This is a genomic window from Candidatus Beckwithbacteria bacterium, assembly GCA_026397255.1.
In the GTDB taxonomy this organism is placed as follows: Bacteria; Patescibacteriota; Microgenomatia; order UBA1400; family CG1-02-47-37; genus JAPLVF01.
Map to the genome: position 1 here is coordinate 44,890 of JAPLVF010000011.1, position 21,588 is coordinate 66,477.

Sequence of the window (21,588 nt, forward strand, 5' to 3'; positions counted from 1 at the left end):
ACCTGCGTCAAATTATATTAATATGACTATTCTTGACCAAAATTTAATTAAGAAAATTTCCAAGCAAAAAAAAGAGCCTGGGTGGATGTTGGAGTTAAGATTGAAAGCTTTAAAAAGTTTCCAAGAAAAACCAATGCCTAATTGGGGGGTAGATTTAAGCGGTTTAGACTTTGAGAAAATTAATTATTTTAGCGAGCCGGAAGATTCACCGAAAAGAAGTTGGAATCAGGTGCCGAGAGAAACCAAGGATGTGTTTGAAAAATTAGGGGTTCCAGAACAAGAGAGAAAGATTTTGGCCGGAGTGGGAGCGCAATGGAATAGCACAATAATTTATCAGAAATTAAAGGAAAAACTGGAGAACCAGGGAGTGATTTTTTGCCCGATGGAAGAGGCGGTGAAGCGGTGGCCGGATTTGGTCAAGCAGTATTTTATGACGAAAGCGGTGACAATAAATAATAATAAATTCAGCAGTTTAAACGGGGCAATTTGGTCTGGCGGGGTATTTGTTTATGTGCCGGAAGGGGTAGTAATCAAAGAACCATTGCAAGGGTTCTTCTGGCTGAACTTAAGGGCGGGAGGGCAGTTTGAGCACACGATTATTGTGGCTGAAGAAAAGAGCAGAAGTGAGTTTATTGAAGGTTGTAGTGCGCCGGTTTACCAGCAGGATTCTCTGCATAGCGGGGTAGTGGAAATATTTGTGGGGAAAAGGGCCAGAGTCAAATTTTCCACGATTCAGAACTGGAGTAAAAATGTTTATAATTTAGGCACGAAAAGAGCGATGGTAGCCGAAGATGGGGTGATGGAATGGGTGTCGGTTAGTTTGGGCAGTCAGGCGACCATGGTCTATCCGGCGAGTATTTTAATTGGCGACGGGGCGAAGACGAGTCAGTTATCTTTAAGTTTGGCAGGAAAGGGGCAGGAGATGGATACGGGTGGGAAAGCGATCCATATCGGCAAGAAGACCACTTCCAATATTGTGTCGAAATCGATCAGTAAAGACGGTGGGAAAGCGAGTTACCGAGGGTTGGTAAAAATATTACCAGGGGCGAAAAGGGCAAAAAGCAGTGTTAATTGCGAATCATTGTTATTGGACAACAAAAGCCAGGCTAAAACTTATCCAAGCATGGAAATTTTAGAAGACGACGTGACGGCATTGCACGAAGCCAAAACAGGGAAGATTGCTGAGGAGGAACTGTTTTATTTAATGAGCCGGGGATTGTCAGAACAAGAGGCAACCAGTTTAATTATTAATGGTTTTATTGAACCGGTAGTCAAAAATTTGCCTTTGGAGTATGCTGTGGAAATAAATAGATTGATCGATCTTTATGCTGAACATTAAGCAGATAAAACAAGATTTTCCGATTTTAAAACGTAAAGTTAACGGTAAGCGTTTGGTGTATTTGGACAACGCGGCGACGTCGCAGAGACCGCTTCAAGTAATTAAAGCGATGCGGGATTTTGATTTGAAACACAATGCCAATGTGCATCGGGGTTTACACATTTTGTCAGAAGAGGCGAGTGAATTGTATGAAAAATCCCGGGAAGCAGTGGCGAAGTTCGTGGGGGCAAATTCAGACGAAATTATTTTTGTGAGAAATACGACTGAAGGAATTAATTTAGTGGCTAAAGCATGGACTGGGAAAAATATTGATAAAGACGGAGAGATTTTAGCAACGGTGATGGAGCATCACAGCAATATTTTGCCGTGGATGCAACTGGGGTTAACGGTAAGGTTTGTGGATGTGACTGATGAAGGGGTTTTGGATATGGAAGATTTTAAGAAGAAGTTAACAAAAAAAACTAAGTTGATATCAGTAGGGCACATGTCCAATATGACAGGAACAATTAATCCGGTGGCAGAAATTGTCAGGATGGCCAGAAAAGTGAAAGCCCGGGTGTTAATTGACGGAGCGCAAAGCGTGCAGCATGTAGGGATTGATGTGAAAAAAATCAATTGTGACTGGTTAGCTTTTTCAGGACACAAAATGTTGGGGCCGATGGGAATTGGCGCCTTGTATATTAAAAAAGAACGGCAGGAGGAAATGGGTGTATTTTTAACCGGTGGCGGGATGATCTCTGAAGTTTATATTGACAAACCGGCGGTGTGGGCGAGGGGGGTGGAAAAATGGGAAGCAGGGACGCCGAACGTGGAGGGAGCAGTGGGTTTGGCGGCGGCCTGCGAATATCATAATCAGCTGGGGTTGAAAAATATTAGAGAGCACGAGAAAGCATTAACGGCCTATGCTTTGAAAGAATTAGCTAGATTTAAAGAAATTAAAATTTACGGACCCAAAAACGTGAACATCCGCGGCGGGGTACTGAGCTTTAGTTTTAAAGGGGTGCACGCACATGACGTGGCGCAGGTTTTGGACAGTGAAGGAGTGGCGGTCAGGTCCGGCCACCACTGCACGATGCCGTTACACCAGCGGTTTGGGTTGGTGGCGTCGACTAGAGCCAGTTTTTATATTTATAATGACAAAAAAGACATAGATGCGTTAATTAAGGCATTAGAAAAAGTAAGGAAAGTATTCAAATGATCGCGCGAAAAATTTGTATTGCCTGCGTCAAATAAGTTTTATGGATATATATCGAGAAGAAATACTGGACCATTATAAAAATCCGAGAAATTTTGGTCCGGTTGATGAGTTTAAGATAAAAGCGATGGATCGGAATGCCAGCTGTGGGGATGTGATTGAGATAGGATTAATGATTAAAGATAAAAGAATAACGAACATTCAATTTAAAGGCGAAGGTTGCGCGATTGCCATGGCGGCAACCAGCATGCTGACGGAAATGGTGAAAGGGAAAACAGTGGTTCAAGTAAAAAAATTAACCGATCAGGACATGATTAAAAAATTAGGCATAAATGTTAGTTTAGGGAGGAAAAAATGCGCCACACTCGGACTAGTGGTATTACAAAAACTACTAATTTAGGTGAGTTAACAGGGGCTTATCCGGAGTTGACAGAAGTATTGATGGATGATTACGGTTTACATTGTGTTGGCTGTATGGCGGCGGCGTTTGAAACTTTGGAAGAGGGGGCGAGGGCGCACGGGTTTGATAATAAAGAGGTAGAGAAAATGGTGAAAAAATTAAACGAGATAATTAAGAAGAAGCGCCGAGACGGAAATTAATGATAGAGGCAAGCTTAACCATGTCTGTTATAATGCCACTATCAATTTATTAAAAAATAAAGGAGTTATATGTCTAAAGATAAAAAAGCAGTAATAGTGATAGATATGTTGGAGGATTTTGTTTTTGGCAGTTTGGCCAATAAAAGAGCAGAAGTAATTATTAACCCCATAAAAAAGTTATTAGCTTATGCCAGGAAGAAACATTGGTTAGTGGTTTATGCGAATGATGCTCATTTGCCTGGAGATCCAGAAGAAAAAGTTTGGGGAATGCATGCTTTAGCGGGGACGTCGGGAGCTCAAGTCATTAAGATGCTGAAACCACAAAAGGGCGATGTGATTTTACCAAAAAGAACTTACAGCTCTTTTTATGAAACAGGGTTGGATTTGTCATTGAGACAAAATGGGGTGACAACAGTCATTATTACAGGTCAACATACGCATATTTGCGTGCGGCATACCAGCGCCGACGCTTTTGCGAGAAATTACGATATTATTATTCCGCGTGATTGCGTTGAGTCATTTACTCAAGAGGATCAAGAAAAAGGCTTGGAATACCTAAAGATGTGTTACAAAGCGAAAATAGTGAAAGCTAAAGATTTAATTAAATAGGCCAGGGTTTTAATCTGGGGTTGGGTGAATATTTTCTGCCGGTTTTGGCCAAATTTTTGCCGTTTAAACGAACAGCATCGGCGGTAAAATCAATTTTGCCGGAAAAAATTGAACTGCCAACAGCGTAAATATCAACAGGAGTTTTAGTTAATTCAAACTGTTTGATTTTTTCCGGATTAAAGCCGCCGGAAACGATGATTTTTACCCAATTATAGCCGTTATTGTCTAAAGCCTGCCTGACTTTTTTGACCAGCAGAGGATTAACGCCGGTTTGTTGTGGAGTAGAAATATCAGCAATATTTTCGGCAGTGTCGAGACGGACCCCCCAAAGTTTTTTACCCAATTTTTTAGCTGATTCGAGGGCTCCTTTAACGCAATTATTATTAAAGTCAATCAGGCTAATAGTATTAATTTCAGGAAAATATTGATTAAATTTGATGGCGGTTTTGGCGGTGTCACCATGATAAGCAACAATTAAGGCATGGGGAATGGTTCCGACAGGTTTTTGATTAATTAAGGAGGCAGCGGCGGGAGTGCTGACTCCACTGGCGCCACCGATAAGGGCGGCATAACCATCACCCTCCTGATTAAGAAAATAATCAAAGCGGGGGGCGAAGTAGAGAACAGGTTTGCCGTTAGCGGCCACAACAGCATTATGGATATTGGTAGCAATCAGGCTGCGGCGGGCGAAAATACCTAAATAGACAGTTTCCAGATGAGCAAAATAAGAATAGTCCCCCTCAATAGTTAACACGGTTTCCCATGAGGAGATTTGATGACCGTCTTTTAATGCATGAATTTTTAACTGAGAAATAGAATCAATTGTTTGTCGAAAGAGTTGTTTAGTTTCTTCAATGCCACAAAGAGTTATGTTTTTTTGTTTTTGAAAAACCTGCAAAGTAAGGATTGGGTGGTAATTGTCGTCGATTAAAATCTTTCTGGCACGGTTAAAATATACGTCACTATAGTCGCCACGCCGGATTTTAGCAGTCGGGAAATAAAACTTAATCATGAGGTTATAATACAATATATGTCTACTATGTCAGCAGGGAATAAAGAAATTGAGTTTATTAAAGCTATTTTTGAAAAAGAAAAAAAATCAAAAGCCGTGGTGGCAGTGTCCGGTGGGATTGATTCCAGCGTGGTGTTGGTGCTGATGGTGAAAGCCTTGGGAGCGGAAAATGTTTATGCGATGCAATTACCTTATAAAAACCAGTCAGTAGAGAATTCTAGCTTAATTATCGATTGGGTGAAAATTTCAGCAGAAAACAGAGTTAAAATAAACATTGCCAAAATCGTGGATGGATTCGGGGTAAAAGACAAAGTGAGGTTGGGAAATATTATGGCACGGGTGAGAATGATATATACTTTTGACCAGGCGAAAAAACTAAAAGCCTTAGTGGTGGGGACGGAGAATAAGTCGGAAAAACTTTTAGGTTACTATACCCGTTATGGCGACGAGGCCTCAGACATTGAGCCGATTATTCATTTGTACAAAACCCAAGTTTGCCAACTGGCGAAAGAATTAAAAATTCCGGAAAAAATTATTAAGCAGGCGCCGAGCGCAGGTTTGTGGCAAGGGCAAACTGATGAGGGCGATTTGGGTTTTAGCTATGAAGAAGTAGAAGGATATTTTAAAAACAAAAAACCAAATAAAAAAATTGAGAAATGGCTAAAAAAGGTGGAATTTAAGAAAAGAGCGCCATATAATCTTGGAGATGATGATATAATATTGACCGATTATGCTAAATAAGGAATTAATTAGTTCTGCAGAAGGTCGGCTTGAGCAATACAAAGCGGACCATAGCTTTAGAGTAATGTATTTAGCGCGAGAAATATTCCGATTAGAGGCAATTAATGCTCCAGAGGAAATTCATCAAGAGCCAGCTTTTTTTATTGAGGTGCTAGATTGGGCAGGAGCATTACATGATACAGAAATGAAAGAGTTAAATGATTTTACTCACGGGCAGAAAGCGGCGGAGAAGGTTGATCAGATTATTGGCGATAAGCTTAGTGAAAAAGGTAGAAATCTCGTTAAGCTTTTATGCAATTGTCACTGGGTTGATGATAATGAAATTTATGGATTAAATCCTACAGAAGCTTGGTTATTAAAGGTATTTAAAGATGCAGATAATTTGGATGGAGTGAGATTTAGCAAAAATGGGATTTTAGACGAAAGTCGTTTTAGGCTTAGATTTCAAAGTTCGAGAGAATTAATCGGTAAGGCAGGCGAACTTTGGGGAAAAACGCACCAAATATTTGAAACACAGTATCAGGCGTTTAATGAAGTAAGCAAAGCGGCGGTTGAAATAGGTTTGATAATTCAGTAATAATAGTGTTCATGGTGACTCCGCAGCAATATACAGCTAAATTAAGCGAAAAGACACAATTAAATAAAAACTATTGTTTATTTCAACTGGAGTTAATTAAACCCAACACAATTAATTTTCAGGCCGGCCAGTATCTTTCTTTAGAAATTGGCGGCGGAGAGAAACGGGCCTATTCAATTGTTTCGACACCGACAAAAAATTACGGAGTGGATTTGTGCGTGGATTTATCGCCCCAAGGGAAGGGGACAACCTATTTAAAAAATTTACAGCCAGGAGATGAGGTAAAATTTTTAGGGCCGCTGGGTAGATTTATTGTTGGCAGAGAGAAGAAGTTGTTGTTCGTGGCGACCGGCTGTGGGATTTCGCCAATACGGAGCATGGTATTTGATTTATTGGAAGACAAAAAAGATAAACGGGAAATTTGGCTGTTGTGGGGACTAAGGTATGTGGAAGATATGTTTTGGGAAGAAAAATTCCGGCAGATTGACGAGTATTATCCTAATTTTCATTACCGGTTAGTTTTATCTAAGCCGCCGGAAAAATGGCCGGTGGAAAGCGGGCACGTGACTGATGAGATTAAGAATTTAGATTTAAACAATGATTGGGGGGCGTATTTGTGCGGAAACCAAACAATGATTGCAGAAGTTAAACAAATGTTGCAAGATAAGGGAGTACCAGAAGTCAATATTCATTTTGAAAAATTCTAAGGAGGATTCCGCCACAGGCGGATAAATATGGCGAAATATAAGATTAAAATTATTAAAGATAAGTGTATCAGCGCGGCGGCGTGTGTGGGAATCGCCCCTAAAGTTTATCAATTGGATGAGAATAATATTGTTTATGTGGCGGACGAAAACGGGGATACGGCAGAGAATATTTTATTAGGCGCACAAAGTTGTCCGACGAACGCGATTGAAATTTACGACGCGGAAACAAACGAAAAGGTGTGGCCCAAGGACTAGCTTATAATATTCTTGAGGTGCGCCTCTTGACATCAGGGGAATAACTGTCTAGGCTTAGGTCAGATATAGAGAGGGGGTGAGGTATAAATGGCTTATTCTTATAAGAATAAAAAAGGTGTAACTTATTACTTACACTTTAAAGATGTTAATCTTCGCGGCGGGAAAAAGCAGAGAATTTACTTCTTTGCCCGTGACGTGAGAAGCGGATCTTTAGATGCAGTTCCGTCCGGATATGCAGTGATGGAAACTCAGAGAACCGGAATGCCGGTTTTGAAGAAAGCTTAATTTTTTAAAGCGAAAATATACCCCGCTGCTCGCGAGCAGCGGGGTTTCTTATGACCGAATGTTAGGAAAGATTTTTTTTGAGGGTTTATTAAGAAAAGCAAAGGAGAGGAAAATAGGTAAACCGTATTTGAGATAACGGTTGATGCCATAACGCAGACGGCGATCGCTGGTTTTAACTTCTAATTCATGGAGATAACCGATTTTGCCGACGCGGCTAACTCGTCGGGCTAACTCCATGTCTTCGAAAGAGAAGAATTTAGAGTCAAAGCCGCCGACAGTGGTAAAGACCTTTTTTTTGATAGCAAAATTAGCCCCACCGAAAGAAAAATAGCCAGTGATCATTTTATTGAGCATTTCGCCTAAGGGAAAGATTAAAAAGGGGATGAGTCGATATTTTGATTTGTGATGAAAACGATAGATGCCAACTAGGGCAGCGAGATCTGGTTGGGAACTAAAAGCGTTATTAATGTTATCGAGCCAGTCAGAAGGAGCAATTGAGTCGGCGTCGATAAAGGCTAAAATTTGGCCACGGGCGACCTTAGCGCCGGCGTTACGGGCCCGGCCCGGCCCGGCCTTAGTTTCGCTAACAACACGAATATTAAATTTTTTAGCGATGGCGGCCGTGGAGTCAGTCGAGTTGTTGTCGACAACAATAATTTCGTAGGGGTGACGGTAATCTTGATTTTTCAGGGAGGTTAGGCAAAGACCGATAGATTTAGCTTCATTATAGGCAGGGACGATGACGGAAATTTTAGGTATTGGCATAGTTAGATAAGATATTATAGTATAAGTTATAAGAAAGGGAGGGAGTATGTTAAAAAAAATAATTTTAGGGTTATTGGCGGTTTTATTGATTGTCGGCGGAATAGCCGTAATCAAAAGAAATCGAAAAGTAGAAGAAAAAATCAGCCCGGAAATTACCTTGGAATCTTCCAAAATGATAACTGACCAAACTAAGCTTAAACCGGAAATGACGGAAGCAGAAAAACAGGCAATAGAGAACGCGTTTAAAGAAAAAGGGGCGGAGATGACAATGCTTAGGGACGTTGAAGGTGGTCAGACTGTGGGGACGGCTTGGAGGCAATTTGATAAAAAATTTTATTTTAAGATTGAAGCGAGCCGGTTGCCAGCTCTAGAGAAAGGTTTTTATTATGAGGGTTGGTTAGTGGGTGAGAGTGGGTTTTTTTCAGTCGGACGGATGGATGCGGGAACAGGCAAGCTTTACTACATCAGTGATCAAGATAAGAGTCAGTTTAAAGGCGTAGTGGTGACTTGGGAACCGGAGGACGGAAATCCGGTGCCGGATAAGCACATTTTGGAGGGAAATTTTTGATGATTAAAAATATTGCTTTTTTCGGCGCTTCGGAATTAAAGTCGGAAAGCAAATATTATCAGGATGCCTTTAAAATTGCCCAGGTTTTGGCAAAGAAGGGCTATACGATTGTCAATGGCGGCGGGCCGGGAATTATGAATGCGGCGACCCAGGGAGCGATATCTGTCGGAGGAGAAACGTTGGCGATTACTTTTAATCCTCAGGATGCGCCGGGATTTGAAGGTCGGTATTTGGCAAACAAAGCGGACAAGGAAATTAAAACTCATAATTACCCAGAAAGAATGTTTAAATTACTGGAGCATGCTGACTGTTTTATTATTTTTAAAGGCGGAACAGGAACGATTTCCGAGCTGGGAGCAGCTTGGGCTTTAGCCAAATTTTATTACCCCAACCATAAGCCGTTTATTTTATACGGCAGGTTTTGGCGGAAAATAATTAAAGTATTAAAAGAGGAAATGCTGATTTCGGCTCAAGCGATGAAGGTGTTTCAGTTTGCCGAAACAGAGACTCAAGTTTTAGAGGCACTGGAAAAATTATGAAGATTTATCTTGGAGCAGACCATAGAGGGTTTAAATTAAAAGAAAAATTAAAAGGGTGGTTAAAAGATCAGAAAATTGAGTGTGAAGATTTAGGCAATACTCAATATGAGATAGAAGATGATTTTCCGGATTTTGGTAAAAAAGTGGCCGAAAAAGTGCAAACAACAGGGGAAAAGGGAATTTTGCTTTGCGGGTCCGGCGGCATGGCGCTAGTGGCGAATAAATTTAAAGGGGTTTGGTCGGCAGAAGCCTATGATGTTGAGCGGGCAAAACATGCGAAAGAACACGACGGCGTCAATGTTTTATCAATTCCGGCAGATGTGGTGGATGAAAAAACAGCCTGTGAAATGGTAAGGGTTTGGCTGGAGACAGAAGTGGAACAAAAAGAGAAATATCAAAGAAGATTAGATAAAATAAAAGCAATAGAAGAAAGGAATTTTGTATGATGCGGATTGCGATTAATGGGTTTGGGAGGATTGGCAGATTGGCTTTAAGGGCGGCATTAATGAAGCATAAAAAAGAAATTGAAGTGGTAGCGATTAATACGTCCGGGAATATGGATACTAGCGGTTGGGCGCAGCTATTTGAGTATGACTCAACTTATCGAAAATATAAAGGAAAAGTGAGTTCTGATAAAAATAATTTAATTATTGATGGGATAACAATTCCGGTGTTGGCAGAACCAGACCCGAAAAAATTACCCTGGGGGAAATTAGGGGTAGATTTAGTGTTGGAGTGTACCGGTGAGTTTAGGCGGCCGGAACAAGCAGAAGAGCATTTGCAAGCTGGTGCTAAAAAAGTGTTGGTGTCAGCTCCGCCCAAAGGCGGCAGCTTACCGATTTATATCGTGGGGGTGAATGCAGATAAAAAAGGCGATGATAAGATTTTTTCCAATGCTTCATGTACCACTAATAGTGTGGTGCCGGTGGCGCAGGTGATGTTAAAAGAGTTTGGGATAGTTAAAGCGGCAATGACAACGATTCACGCTTATACTTCTGACCAGAGGTTATTAGATAATTCCCATAAGGATTTAAGGCGAGCGAGAGCAGCGGGTGTCAACATTATTCCAACCTCCACGGGCGCAGCTGACGCGGTCAATGTGGTTTTACCGGAACTTACGGGAATTTTCGACGGGATGGCGATTAGAGTACCCGTCGTAACCGGTTCGCTAACCGATTTTACTTTTTTAGTCAAAAGAAAGGTAACCAGAGAAGAGGTTAACCAGGCATTAGTTAAAGCGAGCCAGACGGAGCTAAAAAATATTTTAGGAGTAACCAATAAGCCAATTGTGTCTTCCGATGTGATTGGGTGTGAGTATTCCTCATTGGTGGATCTGGAAATGACGAAGGTAATTGACGGCGACTTGGTGAAGATTTTAGCCTGGTATGATAATGAGTGGGGTTATGTTTTAAGAATGTTAGAACTGATTCTTCAATGAAACCGATAATTACACCAACATTTTTTATTAATAGCCTGTCTGTTTTGAAGGATAGGTTGGAGTTATATGAGGGAATAGAGGGGATAACCAGAATTCAGCTGGACCCGGCAGACGAATCGTTTACGGCCAACCCCACCTTAAGCGTGGAAACGATGGTGAAACAACCAACAACTTTAAAAAGAGACGTTCACTTAATGGTGGAGGAGCCGATTGACTGGTTGGAAATTTGCCGGCAAGAAGGGGTGAATATGGTCATTGGCCACATCGAAAATATGAGCAGCCAGGAAGAGTTTATTAAGGAAGCCCGAAGGTTAAGTTTAAAAGTTGGTTTGGCCGTTGATCTGGAAACAGATTTTAATGAGCTGGAATGGCTTGTCGCCAAAGAAGCGGACTTAATTTTAGTAATGACAGTACGGGCCGGGCAGGAACAGCAAAAATTTAGTGCGGCAGCCCTAGAGAGAGTTAAGCTTTTAAGAAAAAAAGGCTTTATTAAAGAGATTTGTGTTGACGGCGGAGTGAATGAAGTGACAATTAAAGACTGTGTCAGGGCCGGAGCTGATGTTTTAGCGATTGGGAGTGCTTTGTGGAAAGCAGCCAATGTTAAGCAACAACTGGGGAAATTAATGGGGTTAGCTTATGAAATTTGACGTGGTGACATTCGGCAGCAGTTTTGTGGATGTTTATTTAACGGCCAAAGATTTTAAAGTGAGCGGGGGAAAGTTAGCCATGGAATATGGCGGAAAATTAGCAGTGGATAAAATGGTGATGACGACCGGCGGGGGGGCAACCAATACGGCGGCGGGATTTGAAAGGTTGGGGCTGCAAACTGCCTGTGTGACCTGTTTAGGTAAAGACCATTGGGGCTTGTTTATCAGAAAAGAATTGAAGAAAGAAGGAGTGTCACAGTTATATATTCAACAAGTGAACGAGCCGACCAGCTACTCAACAATTTTAGTGGGGGAAGACGGCGGGAGAACGGTTTTGGTTTATCGGGGGGCGAGTAATTATTTATCCTGGCAGAAAGTGGAATGGGAACATCTTAATCCGGATTGGTTTTACGTCTCCAGCCTAGGAGGAGAATTTAATTTATTAACCAAGATTGTCCGGGCCGGGCAGGAAAAAAGAATTAAAGTGGCTTTAAATCCGGGAATGAGTGAGATTAACTCCCCGGAAAGATTAAAACAATTTTTGCCCCATGTGGAGGTGTTAATTCTAAATCTTGAAGAGGCGGCCAAATTAACCCAGCATGAGCCAGACAATAAAACAGAAATTTTAAAAGATGTGGTTAAGCTGGGGGCAAGGTTGGTGGCGGTGACCGAAGGTAGAAAAGGGGCGACTTTACTGGAAGGGAAAAAGAAAGTGGTTTTAGAGGCAGTTAAAGCCAGGGTGGTGCAAGAAAGCGGGGCAGGGGATGCGTTTGGCTGCGGATTAGTGACAGGACTAATTAAATTTACCAGCTTAGAAAAAGCCCTGAAATTGGGATTAGCGAATGGGGCGTCAGTGGTGGAGCATTTCGGGCCAAAAGAGGGCCTGTTATTTGAGCCGGAAGTTGAGGAGTGGCTGAAGAAATGAAAATTATGAGAAGACTTGACCAAGATTTAAGAGAGAAAGATTATAGTGGAGAAGGAGAAACGGAAATAAAGAAGCGGCGGCCGAGAAAGACGATTGGAGAGGAAGGGTCCAGAAAACAGACTTTAATTGTGTTGGCAATTACGATTGGGTTGGGCCTGTTTTTTTATTTACCCACTCAGTTTAAATTGATTAAATTTAATTGGCTGCCAAAACTTAATTTCGGCGGGAGTGAAGTAATCACGATTGAAAAAACAAAAACGGAGAGCAGCCCTCCGGCAGAAATAAAGACTATTAAGACCACCAAAGAGGAAACCTTAAATTTAATTAAAAATTTATTGGCAGATAAAGCGGGGGATTGGGCAATTTACGCCGAAGATGTAAAGAAAAAGGAAAATATAAAGATTAATCAAGACGAGGTAATGGAGGCGGCGTCGGTAATTAAACTGCCGGTTTTGACAGCGTATTACAAGGCGGTGGATGAGAAAAAAATTGATCCGGCCAAGATTTATTCAATGCAAGACAGGGATCGATTAATCTATGGGACCGGGAGTCTACAGGGGCAGCCGACAGGAGCAGAATTTAGTTATCAGCAAATAGCCGATTTAGTCGGGAAAGAAAGCGATAATATGGGGGCGCAGTTATTAATTAATTTTTTAGGGGGGGCAGGGGTAGTCCAGAAAACAGTTAACGGCTGGGGTTTACAAAATACCTTAATTAATGATGATAAATCAACGGTAAAAGACATGGCTAATTTATGGGGACAAATCTATGCGGGTAAATTATTAAAAGCAGCATCAAAACAAAAATTACTGGAGAGCTTAACTGATACAATTTTGGAAACCAGAATTACCGCCGGGGTGCCTGGGGGGATAAAAGTCCGCCATAAATTCGGGAGCGAAATCGGAACGGTGAACGATTGCGGAGTGGTGGAGGCTACCAATCCTTATGTGATTTGTATTTTTTCTAATAACGCGAATGACGGTGAGGCCGAAACATTAATGCCGCAAATTTCGCAGGCGGTGTGGAAGTGGTTGGGTAAGTAGGGTTAGCGTTGGGTGGAGGCGCCGGTTAAGAGTTTGTCACGTTCTTCCTGGTCTTTTTTGGCTTTTTCTTCCAAGATGATTTTGATTTGGTCGGGAGAACAGGCTTGCTTTGGCTCGGTGCCGGGAATAAAGTATTCGGTTTTGGTCGGACAACCCTCACAGGTTAACTGGCCGGTAATGGTACAAATATTAGCCTTAATTAAATTAGCCGGAGGGGTAAATTGGTGAGCCGGTTGGTTTTGTAAGATGGCGGTGAAGATTTTATTCCAGATAGGCGAGGCGCCGGTAATGCCGGAGGCGACTTGACTCATCGGGGTGTTATCGTTGTTGCCGACCCAGGTGGCGACTAAATAATTAGTAGTATAACCAATCGTCCAGTTGTCCCGTTTATCGTTGGTGGTGCCGGTTTTGACGGCGACTTGTTGGCCGGGAACGTTTAAGTAAGACCGTAGGCCAAAGGCTTGAGCGCGAGCGAAGGGATCAGCCAGAATATCCGTTAAAATATAGGCGGTAAGAGAGTTCAAGACAGGTTCGGGATTACAGGTTAAATGTTTAGTGGTAGCCTCTGCCTGCGGCATAATTTTAGGAAAATCCTGACAGTCAAAATCCTGTAAAATTTTACCTTTAGCATCAGTAATTTTAAGAATTGGGTGGAGATTAACTTTTAAGCCTTGATTAGCTAACGTCCCGTAAACAACGGCCATATCGACCATTTTGATCTCGGCGCCGCCAAGAGTGAGGGAGAGGCCGTAACGTTCCGGTTGGTTCCAAGTGGTAATGCCCATTTTTTTACCCTCTTCAATCATTTTGTCAACACCGTAGCTGGCTAAAACTTTGACAGCCGGAACATTAACCGAATTTGCCAGAGCATAACGCAGGGTGATCGGACCATGAAAGGTGCCGTCATAATTTATCGGCGAATAAGGTTGGGTACCGGGGATGTTGTAAGTTACCGGCGTGTCCTGAATGATAGAAGCGGCCGTATAGCCGTGTTCGAGGGCATAAGCATAATTAACGGGTTTAATGGAAGAACCGGGTTGGCGTAAAGCCGTAGTTAAGTTGACTTGGCCGTCGTGGTCGAAATCAAAGTAATTCCGGGAACCGATCATAGCGAGAATTTCGCCGGTTTGCGGATTGGTGACCAGAGCAGCGCCATTAGTAATGTGAAAAGGGGAAAGGCTGTCAATTTCTTGGGTGAGGATGCTTTGAGCTTTTTCCTGAAGGGTTAAGTCTAAGGAAGTGGTGACGGAGAGACCGCCTTGTTCGACCATAGATTCACCGTACTCACTGACTAGTAAATCTTTAATATACATCACAAAGTGCGGGGCTTTGATATTTGAATATTGCGGGGCGAGTTTAATTTTTTCTGCTTTAGCCAGTTCGGCTTCCTGGGGAGCAATCATTTTTTCTTCAACCATGCGGTTTAAAACTTCGTGTTGGCGGTAAATAGCAAGATAAGGGTTAGAGCCAAAGGGAGAGTAAGTGGTGGGGGCGGCGGGAAGTCCGGCCAAAAGGGCGGCTTCGGCTAAATCAACGTCTTTAATCGATTGGCCAAAATAGGTTTGAGCGGCTTGTTCGGCGCCGTAAGCAGTGCCGCCGTAGCTGACTTGGTTAAAGTACATTTCCAAGATTTCGTCTTTGGAAAAGATAACCTCGGTTTCAATGGTTAAAATTAACTCTTTAAGTTTGCGGGTTAAGGTCCGTTCCGGAGTTAAGAGGGCGTTTTTAACCAACTGTTGAGTGATTGTCGAACCACCCTGGAGTTGGCGATTGAAAATAATTTGTTCCAAGGAACGTAAAATACCGGTCCAGGAAACACCTTTGTGAGTGTAAAAATGACTGTCTTCGATGGCTAAAGTTGCCTGTTTAAAGTGTTGAGGAATATCGCTTAAGGGGATAAGAGTGCGGTTTTGATCTTTGTAAAAAGTAAACAAGAGTTGGCCATTACGGTCATAGATTTTGGTGGAGATGGCCGGCGGATGATTAATTAAATCAGTCGGGTTAGGAAGACCTTTTAAGACGAACCAGTAGAACAAACCAGAAAGTATAAACAAAAAAATAACAACCGGAATTTTTTTAAATTTAAGCTTGATTTTGAGTGTTTTAAGACGGGGTAATTTGGGATGGGGTAATTTACGATAGGGTATTTTAATTCGGGGGAGGTTGATTGTAGGTAATTTGACTGTAATTTTTAGAGATTTTAAGAAGCGGAAAGTCGATTTATAGGCGGAAATAAAAATTACAACCGATTGAAAAATCAGCTTAATCAGCCAAAAAATTGAACGATAGGTGAATCGCCCGATAATCTCCAAAACTTTGAACATGGGGCGTATTATACCCTATAAGAAAAGAAAATGGGAGGGGTTATTTTACACTAATATTGTAGGCGGGTTCGATGATATTGCCTTTGTCGTCCAGGGGCCTGGGGCAATCAAGGCAGTAGTTTGGCTGAACAGGGTCGGAAAGCATAAAGTGTTCCTGCATTTCTAAATTCTCTCCGCCAGTGGGCGGATTACCAGGGAGAGGAGGTAGGTTGGTAGTTTTATCAATCCAGACAGATTGTTTTAGTTCCGGTTCAAGATCCGGTTCGTGGCCTTTGATAAAATATTCGAAGCGGGTGGCGTCGCAGGGATGGTCGGGATTAGGCTTAAAGCCGGAGAGACTGCAGATTTCCAGGCCGACCACGTTTTCCGGTTTTTTAGGCCATTCATCAGGTTTGTCTTTAAGGGTGTAGGTCATAATTTGGTGCCAGATAGGGGCGGCGCCGGAGACGCCGGAAACAAGATAGGAAGACATGGGGGTGTTATTGTTGTTGCCGACCCAGCTAGCGACTAAATAAGAAGGGGTGTAGCCAATGGTCCAGTTGTCGCGCAAATCATCGGTGGTGCCGGTTTTAACGGAAACGGCGTGGTTGGGAACCACTAATTGGGAGGACCCGCCAAAGGACTGACTGCGGGCATTATTATCCAAAAGGATGTGGGAAATTAAATAAGTCACTTCCGGGGGCAAAACCTTCGTGCCAACCGGAAGCTCGGTGTTTAAATCAATTTGTTCCAAGATTTTTCCCTGATAAGTGACCACCTTAAGAATTGGGGTAAGATTAACTTTCAGGCCTTGGTTGGCAAAAACACCAAAGGCGATAGCCATATCCACCATTTTGACTTCGCCGCCGCCTAAAGTTAAAGATAAACCGTAACGGGAGGGGTCGGTAAAAGTGGTAATACCCATTGCCGAAGCCGTGGCGATCATGGAGTCAACGGAGTTGGCGGCGAGCATTTTGACCGCCGGAATATTAAATGAATTACCTAAGGCAAAGCGCATCTGGACGGGGCCGTGAAATTTGCCATCATAGTTTTTTGGACAATAGGGCGGTTGGCCGGGAACTAAAAAACAAACAGGTACATCGAGAAACAGGGTGGAAGGGGTATAACCTTTTAAAAGGCCGACGCTATAGTTAATCGGCTTGATGGAAGAACCAGGTTGGCGCTGGCGGGTAGTGACATTAACATTGCCGTCAATTGAGTCGTCAAAATAATCTTTAGAACCAATCATGGCGAGGATTTCACCGGTGCGGGGAATGGTAATTAAAGCGGCACCATTACTGACATTGGCATTTTTCAACTTGGCGACTTCGCTGGCCACTGCGCTTTCGGCGTATTCCTGAAGACTTAGGTCCAAAGAGGTGGTAACCCTTAAGCCGCCTTTTTCGACCAGGGTTTCACCGTATTTATCGACTAAAAGTTCTTTAATATAAAGAGAGAAATGAGGAGCCTTAAGGTTGTTTTTGGGCGGGGCAAAGACAAGTTTTTGATTAACGGCTTCGGCATATTGTGACTTAATAATATATTTATCCTGAAGCAGACGATCTAAAACTTGATGTTGACGGTTGATGGCCAACTCCGGGTTGGCGCCGAAAGGAGAGAAGCGGGTAGGGGCCTGAGGCAAGCCGGCCAAAAGAGCGGCTTCGGCCAGAGTCAGGTTTTTGGCAGATTTGGCAAAGTAAGTTTCACTGGCCTGTTCAATGCCATAAGCGGTGCCGCCGTAGGGAACATTATTTAAATACATTTCCAAAATTTGATTTTTCCGATAGCGGACCTCGGTGGCCCAGGTTAGGATCGCTTCACGGATTTTACGGGTAATTGTCCGTTCCGGAGTAAGAAGGGAAGTTTTAACCAATTGCTGGGTAATGGTGGAACCGCCCTGAAGATTTTGTTTAAAAACCGTATTTAAAAAGGCGCGGGTGAGACCTTCCCAGGCAAAGCCGTGGTGGTGGTAAAAATTTTTATCTTCAATGGCGATGGTGGCTTGAGCAATATAGGGTGGCAGATCTGTTAGTTTAATCGGAGTGCGATTCTGTTCGGCATAAATTTCGTATAAGAGTTGGCCGTTTCTATCTAAAATTTTAGTGGAAACAGGAAATTGATCAGAGCCGAGTTTGTTGGGATTGGGCAGGTCTTTAAAGATCTTTATAAATCCATAACCGATTAACAGCAGGCTAAAAATAAAGACAAATTTTTTTACTTTGTTTTTTAGTTTCTTCTTTACTTTCTTCTTTCGCAAACCGATTAGAAATTTGCTAAAAATAAAGACAAATTTTTTTACTTTGTTTTTTAGTTTCTTCTTTCGCATAAAGATATTATATAATAGGAAACTAAATGAAATTTAAAAATGTGACCATTTCCGGCCGGGTGTGTACGGGTACCAGCACTTTAAGCCAGTTATTGACGGAAAAAATCGGCTGGCGGCATTGGAACGCCGGCCAATTTTTCAGGGACTATTGCCGGGAAAACAATTTATCTTTAGAAAACGCCTCTGATAGGTCGGATGATTTAGCCAGAAAAGTGGATTTAGAGATGAGGCAAAATTTACAAACAAAACAAAAGCAGATTATGGAGGCTTGGTTGTCCGGGTTTGTCGCTCAAGGAGTGGAAGGGGTGCTAAAAGTTTTACTGGTGTGTGATGACAGTTTGCGAATTGACAGATTGGTTAATCGTGACGGCATGACGGTGGAGAAAGCAAAGGTAAGAATCAAACAAAGAGAGCAGGAAAATGCCAAAAAATGGACACGGGTTTATCAGAAAGAGTGGCGGCTGTGGTTGCCACAAGATAAGCAAAAGTTAAAGACACCAGAAGGGTTTTTTGATTTTTGGCACCCGGCTTTGTATGATTTGGTAATTGATACTTATTCCAACAGTAAAGAAGAAACATTAAAAAAAGTAATGGAGGCCTTATGTTGAAGAAACTTTTAGTGGGTTTGGTTTTAATATTTGCGTTAGCGGCGCCGACCAGCGCTGCCAGTGATTATTACCTGCCTTATCCGGGAGCCTTGCCAGACCATCCGCTATATTGGTTAAAAATGGTACGGGATCGGATTCAGTTATTGTTAACCACCAATACTTTAGCAAAAGCGGAAAAACTGCTGTTATATGCAGATAAGCGCTTGGGTGCAGGTTGGGCATTAGTGGAAGGTAATAAGCAAGCCTTGGGTATGACAACTTTAACCAAGGCAGAAAAATATTTATATCAGGCGGTGGCACTCGGGGAAAACTCCGGCCTAAAAGAAACCTTAAAAAAGGCAGTACAAAAACATGAAGAGGTGTTGACGATTGTTAAGGATAAAGTTTCAGATGAGTTTAAAAACAGCCTGCAGGAAATGATTACCAGAGATAAAAATTATGAGGCGGGATTGGGGATCGCGACAGAAGTGAAGACGAAGATAGATTTCGGGGATAACCAAGTAGTGACAGCAACTGTGTCGGCCAGTACAGCCTTGGAGGCTTTGGAAAATGCCAGTAGTGGGGTGAAAGTAAAAGACTATGATTGGGGAAAATTGGTGGAAGAAGTGACCACAAAGAAAAATACACCCCAAAAAGCCTGGATTTATTTTGTCAACGGTGAGGCAGGCAAAGTGGCAGCGGATAAACAGGAGGTGAAAGCCGGCGACATAGTGGAGTGGCGTTATGAAAAACCTATTTATTAGTTTAATTTTGATTTCCTTGGCGATAGGGGAAAGGTTGTGGTTTGATTTGGGACCAAATGTGGAATTGATAATGACGACTTCGGTATTAGCCTCAATTTATTTAGGCAGACGTTGGGGGGTAGTGGTGGCTTTGTTAAGTTTAATGATTTCGGACTTAGTCATCGGCAACACGATGATTATGATTTTTACCTGGAGCGCGTTTAGCCTAATTGCTTTTGGTGGGAGATGGTTAAAAAATAAAGCTTTCCTTTTTGGCGCCGGTTACGGTTTGGCCGGGGCGCTGTTTTTTTACTTTTATACCAATTTTGGGGTGTGGTTGATCGGTGGGTTATATCCACATACTTTATTTGGATTAATTGATTGCTATGTGATGGGCTTGCCGTTTTTGAAACTACAGGCAGTCAGCAGTATGGTATTTTTAGGCGGAACATTAGGAATAATAAATTTATTAAACTTAAGATTTTGGGTAAGCCGGTGCCCACGCTCTGCGTAAAGCTACGCGGGGCAAGGAATTCCGGCGCTGTGCCGCAACTGTAATTCGTTTTAAGCGATAAGCCAGAAAACCAAAGCTTGAGATAGGCTCCCGAGCAGGAGGGGTTAATGGCAGAACACAGTTTTGATTGGCAAGTAGCAGGCATAGCGATTAGTAAGGCATTTGATCAGTCTTTTGGTCAGGGTGTAAATCAGATTGGTAACGAAATTAAGAATGTATTTGCCAAAACTCAAGAAATGGTCAAGCCGCAGGAGTCTTATTTTAAAACTCCATTGGAGATAAGAGATAATAAGATATATTGGCAAGATTACGAACAATCAATTAGCCACTCATTGTTACGTAATGCGGCATTATTGCGATTAAATGGGGCGTCAAAAGAAGAAATTGAGAAAGCAAAAGCGGAGTGGAAAATGTGGAATCGTTTGGAAGAGAAAATATTAGGCCTAGAGAAAGGGCAGGTGGTTCAGTTTTTGGCCTTAAGAGGAATTGATCCAGAGCTGGGAGTTGCCTTGCAACAAATTAAAAGAGAGGAAAATGAGTTGGTTTTGGAGTCGCAATTAATGCCATTTAGTCAAATTGATCAAATAGAAAATTTTAGGGAATTATTGGGAGAGAAAGGGGAAGATGTTAGTTTTGTGTCGGAAAGTGCAGATGTTGATCCAATGGTTGGTTGGGCTGTTCAAGGCGTGGCAATAGATTTTCAGCAAGATTTACCTGAATTAATTAGCGAAGCGTATCAATCGGTCCAACCAGAATTCTTGTCGACACAGCCAAGGCCGTTTTGGTCGTTTTCGGAGATAATACCGATTGTGGTAAAGCCGGAAATCCAGTTTGACGAAACAGCCACAACTTTAATCGAGCAGTCAATCGAACAGGAAAACGCGATTCCGGTTACCAGCGCAACCAGTTTCTGGTTTAAGTTAGCGGCCGCGTCAGGAGTACCAAACATTATCGAGACACCGATGCCTGAATTTGTGACGACTAACACAATTTTAAAGTCCGACACTGAAATGCTTTCAGATAGATTGCCAATAGCAATGATTAGTTGGCAATCGGATTTAGAAAAGGCAAGTGCAGAGAGGGAGGTGAAACAAGAAGAGGATGTTGTTTATCGACAAGAGCAGATGAGAAGCCCAGCGATTAAGCGGCAAGAATTAAGCAGAAAAACACAGTCAATGGAAATAATTAGGCCCGTGGAAATAGAAAAAACGGAAGCTGTTCCGAGGGTGCCGGTAGAACCACTACCGGCCGCCGCAGTTACTATTTTTGAATCACAACATATAGTTTCGCCAATTTTGATAGAAATTTCAAAAGTAATTCCAGAGCTGATTCAGTCCAAGCAACAATCAAGAAGAGTGTCCTCGGAGATCACGGACTCATTCCAGACATTCCGTTCCGGAACGGAATGTCTTGGAATGATAAAAGAAGGAGTGGTAGAAAGAAAGGCGAAACAAGAACAGACAGAGAGAGTAGTAGTTGAGCGGGGAGGAATTAAGCCTACAGGGATAATCCCTGCCTCGCCGGCAGGCAGGCTTGAAGGGCGAACAGAAAAAAGGCCAAAAATAGTCAATTCAAGGACAGTCCCTGAAGTGACTTCCGTAGAAAAGGTAGTTTATCAGGTAAAACCAAAGAAACAAGAAGTTCCGGTTTATCAAATTCCGTGGCCGAATTGGATGCCACTCAAAGACATTCCGGAGTGGGTTTGGCGGCCGGTGGCGGCAGGCCCGGACGAAATAATTGACTGGTCGTGGTTTTTGGTAACAGTGTTTTATGCATTATTGAACACAAAAGCATTACTAAAAGTAAGAGTAAATGAAAATTTTTCTTTAAATCAGGGGAGTGGTTTGGAGTTCTTGAGGAGATAATAGGC

The 21,588-nt window shown here is 42.4% G+C and carries 25 protein-coding genes; 21 read left to right on the forward strand and 4 right to left on the reverse strand.

Translation table 11 applies throughout. From position 1 onward, the window contains the following. The first annotated feature begins 22 nt into the window (after positions 1-22). From sufB to NTZ93_02240, 5 genes are all read left to right on the forward strand, one after another. Entirely contained in the window at positions 23-1,339 is a 1,317-nt protein-coding gene (gene sufB / locus NTZ93_02220) for a Fe-S cluster assembly protein SufB (protein MCX6816651.1), read from the forward strand. Further along, complete coding sequence (locus tag NTZ93_02225; protein MCX6816652.1) at positions 1,320-2,537, forward strand: SufS family cysteine desulfurase; 1,218 nt, start codon at positions 1,320-1,322, stop codon at positions 2,535-2,537. The genes sufB and NTZ93_02225 overlap by 20 nt, the downstream gene beginning before the upstream one ends. A gap of 40 nt (positions 2,538-2,577) precedes the next feature. Next, positions 2,578-2,934: an SUF system NifU family Fe-S cluster assembly protein gene (locus NTZ93_02230; GenBank protein MCX6816653.1), complete on the forward strand. Its 357-nt coding sequence runs from the start codon at positions 2,578-2,580 to the stop codon at positions 2,932-2,934. Then, entirely contained in the window at positions 2,889-3,134 is a 246-nt protein-coding gene (locus tag NTZ93_02235; protein ID MCX6816654.1) for a DUF1858 domain-containing protein, read from the forward strand. Before NTZ93_02230 ends, NTZ93_02235 begins: the two co-directional genes overlap by 46 nt. Positions 3,135-3,203: 69 nt before the next feature. Further along, positions 3,204-3,743, forward strand: a complete 540-nt coding sequence (locus NTZ93_02240) for a cysteine hydrolase (GenBank protein MCX6816655.1) — start codon at positions 3,204-3,206, stop codon at positions 3,741-3,743. On the opposite strand, the gene NTZ93_02245 is transcribed toward NTZ93_02240, so the two are convergent. Beyond that, positions 3,736-4,755 carry a quinolinate phosphoribosyl transferase gene (locus NTZ93_02245; GenBank protein ID MCX6816656.1) on the reverse strand — a complete coding sequence of 340 codons (1,020 nt, stop codon included), beginning with the start codon at positions 4,753-4,755 and terminating at the stop codon, positions 3,736-3,738. The two genes, NTZ93_02240 and NTZ93_02245, sit on opposite strands and share 8 nt — an antisense overlap. A gap of 18 nt (positions 4,756-4,773) precedes the next feature. Here NTZ93_02245 and nadE point away from each other — a divergent pair, with 18 nt between their 5' ends. From nadE to NTZ93_02270, 5 genes are all read left to right on the forward strand, one after another. Beyond that, on the forward strand, positions 4,774-5,496 hold the full coding sequence (gene nadE / locus NTZ93_02250; GenBank protein ID MCX6816657.1) for an NAD(+) synthase: 723 nt from the start codon (positions 4,774-4,776) through the stop codon (positions 5,494-5,496). Then, complete coding sequence (locus NTZ93_02255; protein MCX6816658.1) at positions 5,486-6,073, forward strand: HD domain-containing protein; 588 nt, start codon at positions 5,486-5,488, stop codon at positions 6,071-6,073. Before nadE ends, NTZ93_02255 begins: the two co-directional genes overlap by 11 nt. Positions 6,074-6,084: 11 nt before the next feature. Further along, positions 6,085-6,780 (forward strand): FAD-binding oxidoreductase, encoded by a 696-nt coding sequence (locus NTZ93_02260; protein ID MCX6816659.1) that lies wholly within the window; start codon positions 6,085-6,087, stop codon positions 6,778-6,780. A gap of 27 nt (positions 6,781-6,807) precedes the next feature. Further along, positions 6,808-7,035, forward strand: coding sequence for a ferredoxin (locus NTZ93_02265; protein MCX6816660.1), 228 nt, complete (start codon positions 6,808-6,810; stop codon positions 7,033-7,035). An 87-nt stretch (positions 7,036-7,122) separates the two neighbouring features. Further along, entirely contained in the window at positions 7,123-7,320 is a 198-nt protein-coding gene (locus NTZ93_02270; GenBank protein MCX6816661.1) for a hypothetical protein, read from the forward strand. Positions 7,321-7,368: 48 nt separating this feature from the next. Here NTZ93_02270 and NTZ93_02275 read toward each other — a convergent pair whose 3' ends face one another. Further along, entirely contained in the window at positions 7,369-8,085 is a 717-nt protein-coding gene (locus tag NTZ93_02275; GenBank protein MCX6816662.1) for a glycosyltransferase, read from the reverse strand. A gap of 46 nt (positions 8,086-8,131) precedes the next feature. Between NTZ93_02275 and NTZ93_02280 the strand changes: the two genes are divergently transcribed. From NTZ93_02280 to NTZ93_02310, 7 genes are read left to right on the forward strand one after another with little or no spacing between them, the layout of a single operon-like run. Further along, entirely contained in the window at positions 8,132-8,653 is a 522-nt protein-coding gene (locus NTZ93_02280; protein MCX6816663.1) for an anti-sigma factor, read from the forward strand. Beyond that, entirely contained in the window at positions 8,653-9,192 is a 540-nt protein-coding gene (locus NTZ93_02285) for an LOG family protein (protein MCX6816664.1), read from the forward strand. The genes NTZ93_02280 and NTZ93_02285 overlap by 1 nt, the downstream gene beginning before the upstream one ends. Continuing rightward, a complete protein-coding gene (locus tag NTZ93_02290; protein MCX6816665.1) occupies positions 9,189-9,638 on the forward strand; it encodes an RpiB/LacA/LacB family sugar-phosphate isomerase in 450 nt (149 codons plus the stop codon). Before NTZ93_02285 ends, NTZ93_02290 begins: the two co-directional genes overlap by 4 nt. After that, a complete protein-coding gene (gap, locus tag NTZ93_02295; protein ID MCX6816666.1) occupies positions 9,635-10,630 on the forward strand; it encodes a type I glyceraldehyde-3-phosphate dehydrogenase in 996 nt (331 codons plus the stop codon). Before NTZ93_02290 ends, gap begins: the two co-directional genes overlap by 4 nt. Then, positions 10,627-11,277 (forward strand): thiamine phosphate synthase, encoded by a 651-nt coding sequence (locus NTZ93_02300; protein ID MCX6816667.1) that lies wholly within the window; start codon positions 10,627-10,629, stop codon positions 11,275-11,277. Before gap ends, NTZ93_02300 begins: the two co-directional genes overlap by 4 nt. Continuing rightward, a complete protein-coding gene (locus NTZ93_02305; protein ID MCX6816668.1) occupies positions 11,267-12,202 on the forward strand; it encodes a carbohydrate kinase family protein in 936 nt (311 codons plus the stop codon). The genes NTZ93_02300 and NTZ93_02305 overlap by 11 nt, the downstream gene beginning before the upstream one ends. A 5-nt stretch (positions 12,203-12,207) precedes the next feature. Continuing rightward, positions 12,208-13,245: a class A beta-lactamase-related serine hydrolase gene (locus NTZ93_02310; protein MCX6816669.1), complete on the forward strand. Its 1,038-nt coding sequence runs from the start codon at positions 12,208-12,210 to the stop codon at positions 13,243-13,245. Between the two features lie 2 nt (positions 13,246-13,247). On the opposite strand, the gene NTZ93_02315 is transcribed toward NTZ93_02310, so the two are convergent. Continuing rightward, positions 13,248-15,569: a transglycosylase domain-containing protein gene (locus tag NTZ93_02315; protein ID MCX6816670.1), complete on the reverse strand. Its 2,322-nt coding sequence runs from the start codon at positions 15,567-15,569 to the stop codon at positions 13,248-13,250. Between the two features lie 40 nt (positions 15,570-15,609). After that, a complete protein-coding gene (locus NTZ93_02320) occupies positions 15,610-17,874 on the reverse strand; it encodes a transglycosylase domain-containing protein (GenBank protein ID MCX6816671.1) in 2,265 nt (754 codons plus the stop codon). Between the two features lie 26 nt (positions 17,875-17,900). On the opposite strand from NTZ93_02320, the gene NTZ93_02325 reads away from it, so the two are divergent. The 4 genes from NTZ93_02325 to NTZ93_02340 all read left to right on the forward strand — a co-directional run bounded on the left by NTZ93_02325 (position 17,901) and on the right by NTZ93_02340 (position 21,583). Further along, on the forward strand, positions 17,901-18,482 hold the full coding sequence (locus NTZ93_02325) for a cytidylate kinase family protein (GenBank protein ID MCX6816672.1): 582 nt from the start codon (positions 17,901-17,903) through the stop codon (positions 18,480-18,482). After that, positions 18,476-19,225: a DUF5667 domain-containing protein gene (locus tag NTZ93_02330; protein ID MCX6816673.1), complete on the forward strand. Its 750-nt coding sequence runs from the start codon at positions 18,476-18,478 to the stop codon at positions 19,223-19,225. The genes NTZ93_02325 and NTZ93_02330 overlap by 7 nt, the downstream gene beginning before the upstream one ends. Next, complete coding sequence (locus NTZ93_02335) at positions 19,206-19,718, forward strand: hypothetical protein (GenBank protein MCX6816674.1); 513 nt, start codon at positions 19,206-19,208, stop codon at positions 19,716-19,718. The genes NTZ93_02330 and NTZ93_02335 overlap by 20 nt, the downstream gene beginning before the upstream one ends. Before the next feature lie 107 nt (positions 19,719-19,825). Then, complete coding sequence (locus tag NTZ93_02340; GenBank protein MCX6816675.1) at positions 19,826-21,583, forward strand: hypothetical protein; 1,758 nt, start codon at positions 19,826-19,828, stop codon at positions 21,581-21,583. The last annotated feature ends 5 nt before the right edge of the window (positions 21,584-21,588 follow it).

What these genes read in the sequence shown, in the direction of transcription:
- NTZ93_02340 (MCX6816675.1), top strand. Translation starts at nt 19,826, where the DNA reads ATGGCAGAACACAGTTTTGATTGGCAAGTAGCAGGCATAGCGATTAGT.
- NTZ93_02310 (MCX6816669.1), top strand. Translation starts at nt 12,208, where the DNA reads ATGAGAAGACTTGACCAAGATTTAAGAGAGAAAGATTATAGTGGAGAA.
- NTZ93_02280 (MCX6816663.1), top strand. Translation starts at nt 8,132, where the DNA reads ATGTTAAAAAAAATAATTTTAGGGTTATTGGCGGTTTTATTGATTGTC.
- NTZ93_02270 (MCX6816661.1), top strand. Translation starts at nt 7,123, where the DNA reads ATGGCTTATTCTTATAAGAATAAAAAAGGTGTAACTTATTACTTACAC.
- NTZ93_02325 (MCX6816672.1), top strand. Translation starts at nt 17,901, where the DNA reads ATGAAATTTAAAAATGTGACCATTTCCGGCCGGGTGTGTACGGGTACC.
- gap (MCX6816666.1), top strand. Translation starts at nt 9,635, where the DNA reads ATGATGCGGATTGCGATTAATGGGTTTGGGAGGATTGGCAGATTGGCT.
- NTZ93_02265 (MCX6816660.1), top strand. Translation starts at nt 6,808, where the DNA reads ATGGCGAAATATAAGATTAAAATTATTAAAGATAAGTGTATCAGCGCG.
- NTZ93_02335 (MCX6816674.1), top strand. Translation starts at nt 19,206, where the DNA reads ATGAAAAACCTATTTATTAGTTTAATTTTGATTTCCTTGGCGATAGGG.
- NTZ93_02285 (MCX6816664.1), top strand. Translation starts at nt 8,653, where the DNA reads ATGATTAAAAATATTGCTTTTTTCGGCGCTTCGGAATTAAAGTCGGAA.
- NTZ93_02240 (MCX6816655.1), top strand. Translation starts at nt 3,204, where the DNA reads ATGTCTAAAGATAAAAAAGCAGTAATAGTGATAGATATGTTGGAGGAT.
- NTZ93_02330 (MCX6816673.1), top strand. Translation starts at nt 18,476, where the DNA reads ATGTTGAAGAAACTTTTAGTGGGTTTGGTTTTAATATTTGCGTTAGCG.
- NTZ93_02290 (MCX6816665.1), top strand. Translation starts at nt 9,189, where the DNA reads ATGAAGATTTATCTTGGAGCAGACCATAGAGGGTTTAAATTAAAAGAA.
- NTZ93_02300 (MCX6816667.1), top strand. Translation starts at nt 10,627, where the DNA reads ATGAAACCGATAATTACACCAACATTTTTTATTAATAGCCTGTCTGTT.
- NTZ93_02315 (MCX6816670.1), bottom strand. Translation starts at nt 15,569, where the DNA reads ATGTTCAAAGTTTTGGAGATTATCGGGCGATTCACCTATCGTTCAATT.
- NTZ93_02235 (MCX6816654.1), top strand. Translation starts at nt 2,889, where the DNA reads ATGCGCCACACTCGGACTAGTGGTATTACAAAAACTACTAATTTAGGT.
- NTZ93_02255 (MCX6816658.1), top strand. Translation starts at nt 5,486, where the DNA reads ATGCTAAATAAGGAATTAATTAGTTCTGCAGAAGGTCGGCTTGAGCAA.
- NTZ93_02230 (MCX6816653.1), top strand. Translation starts at nt 2,578, where the DNA reads ATGGATATATATCGAGAAGAAATACTGGACCATTATAAAAATCCGAGA.
- NTZ93_02260 (MCX6816659.1), top strand. Translation starts at nt 6,085, where the DNA reads ATGGTGACTCCGCAGCAATATACAGCTAAATTAAGCGAAAAGACACAA.
- nadE (MCX6816657.1), top strand. Translation starts at nt 4,774, where the DNA reads ATGTCTACTATGTCAGCAGGGAATAAAGAAATTGAGTTTATTAAAGCT.
- NTZ93_02305 (MCX6816668.1), top strand. Translation starts at nt 11,267, where the DNA reads ATGAAATTTGACGTGGTGACATTCGGCAGCAGTTTTGTGGATGTTTAT.
- NTZ93_02320 (MCX6816671.1), bottom strand. Translation starts at nt 17,874, where the DNA reads ATGCGAAAGAAGAAACTAAAAAACAAAGTAAAAAAATTTGTCTTTATT.
- NTZ93_02275 (MCX6816662.1), bottom strand. Translation starts at nt 8,085, where the DNA reads ATGCCAATACCTAAAATTTCCGTCATCGTCCCTGCCTATAATGAAGCT.
- sufB (MCX6816651.1), top strand. Translation starts at nt 23, where the DNA reads ATGACTATTCTTGACCAAAATTTAATTAAGAAAATTTCCAAGCAAAAA.
- NTZ93_02245 (MCX6816656.1), bottom strand. Translation starts at nt 4,755, where the DNA reads ATGATTAAGTTTTATTTCCCGACTGCTAAAATCCGGCGTGGCGACTAT.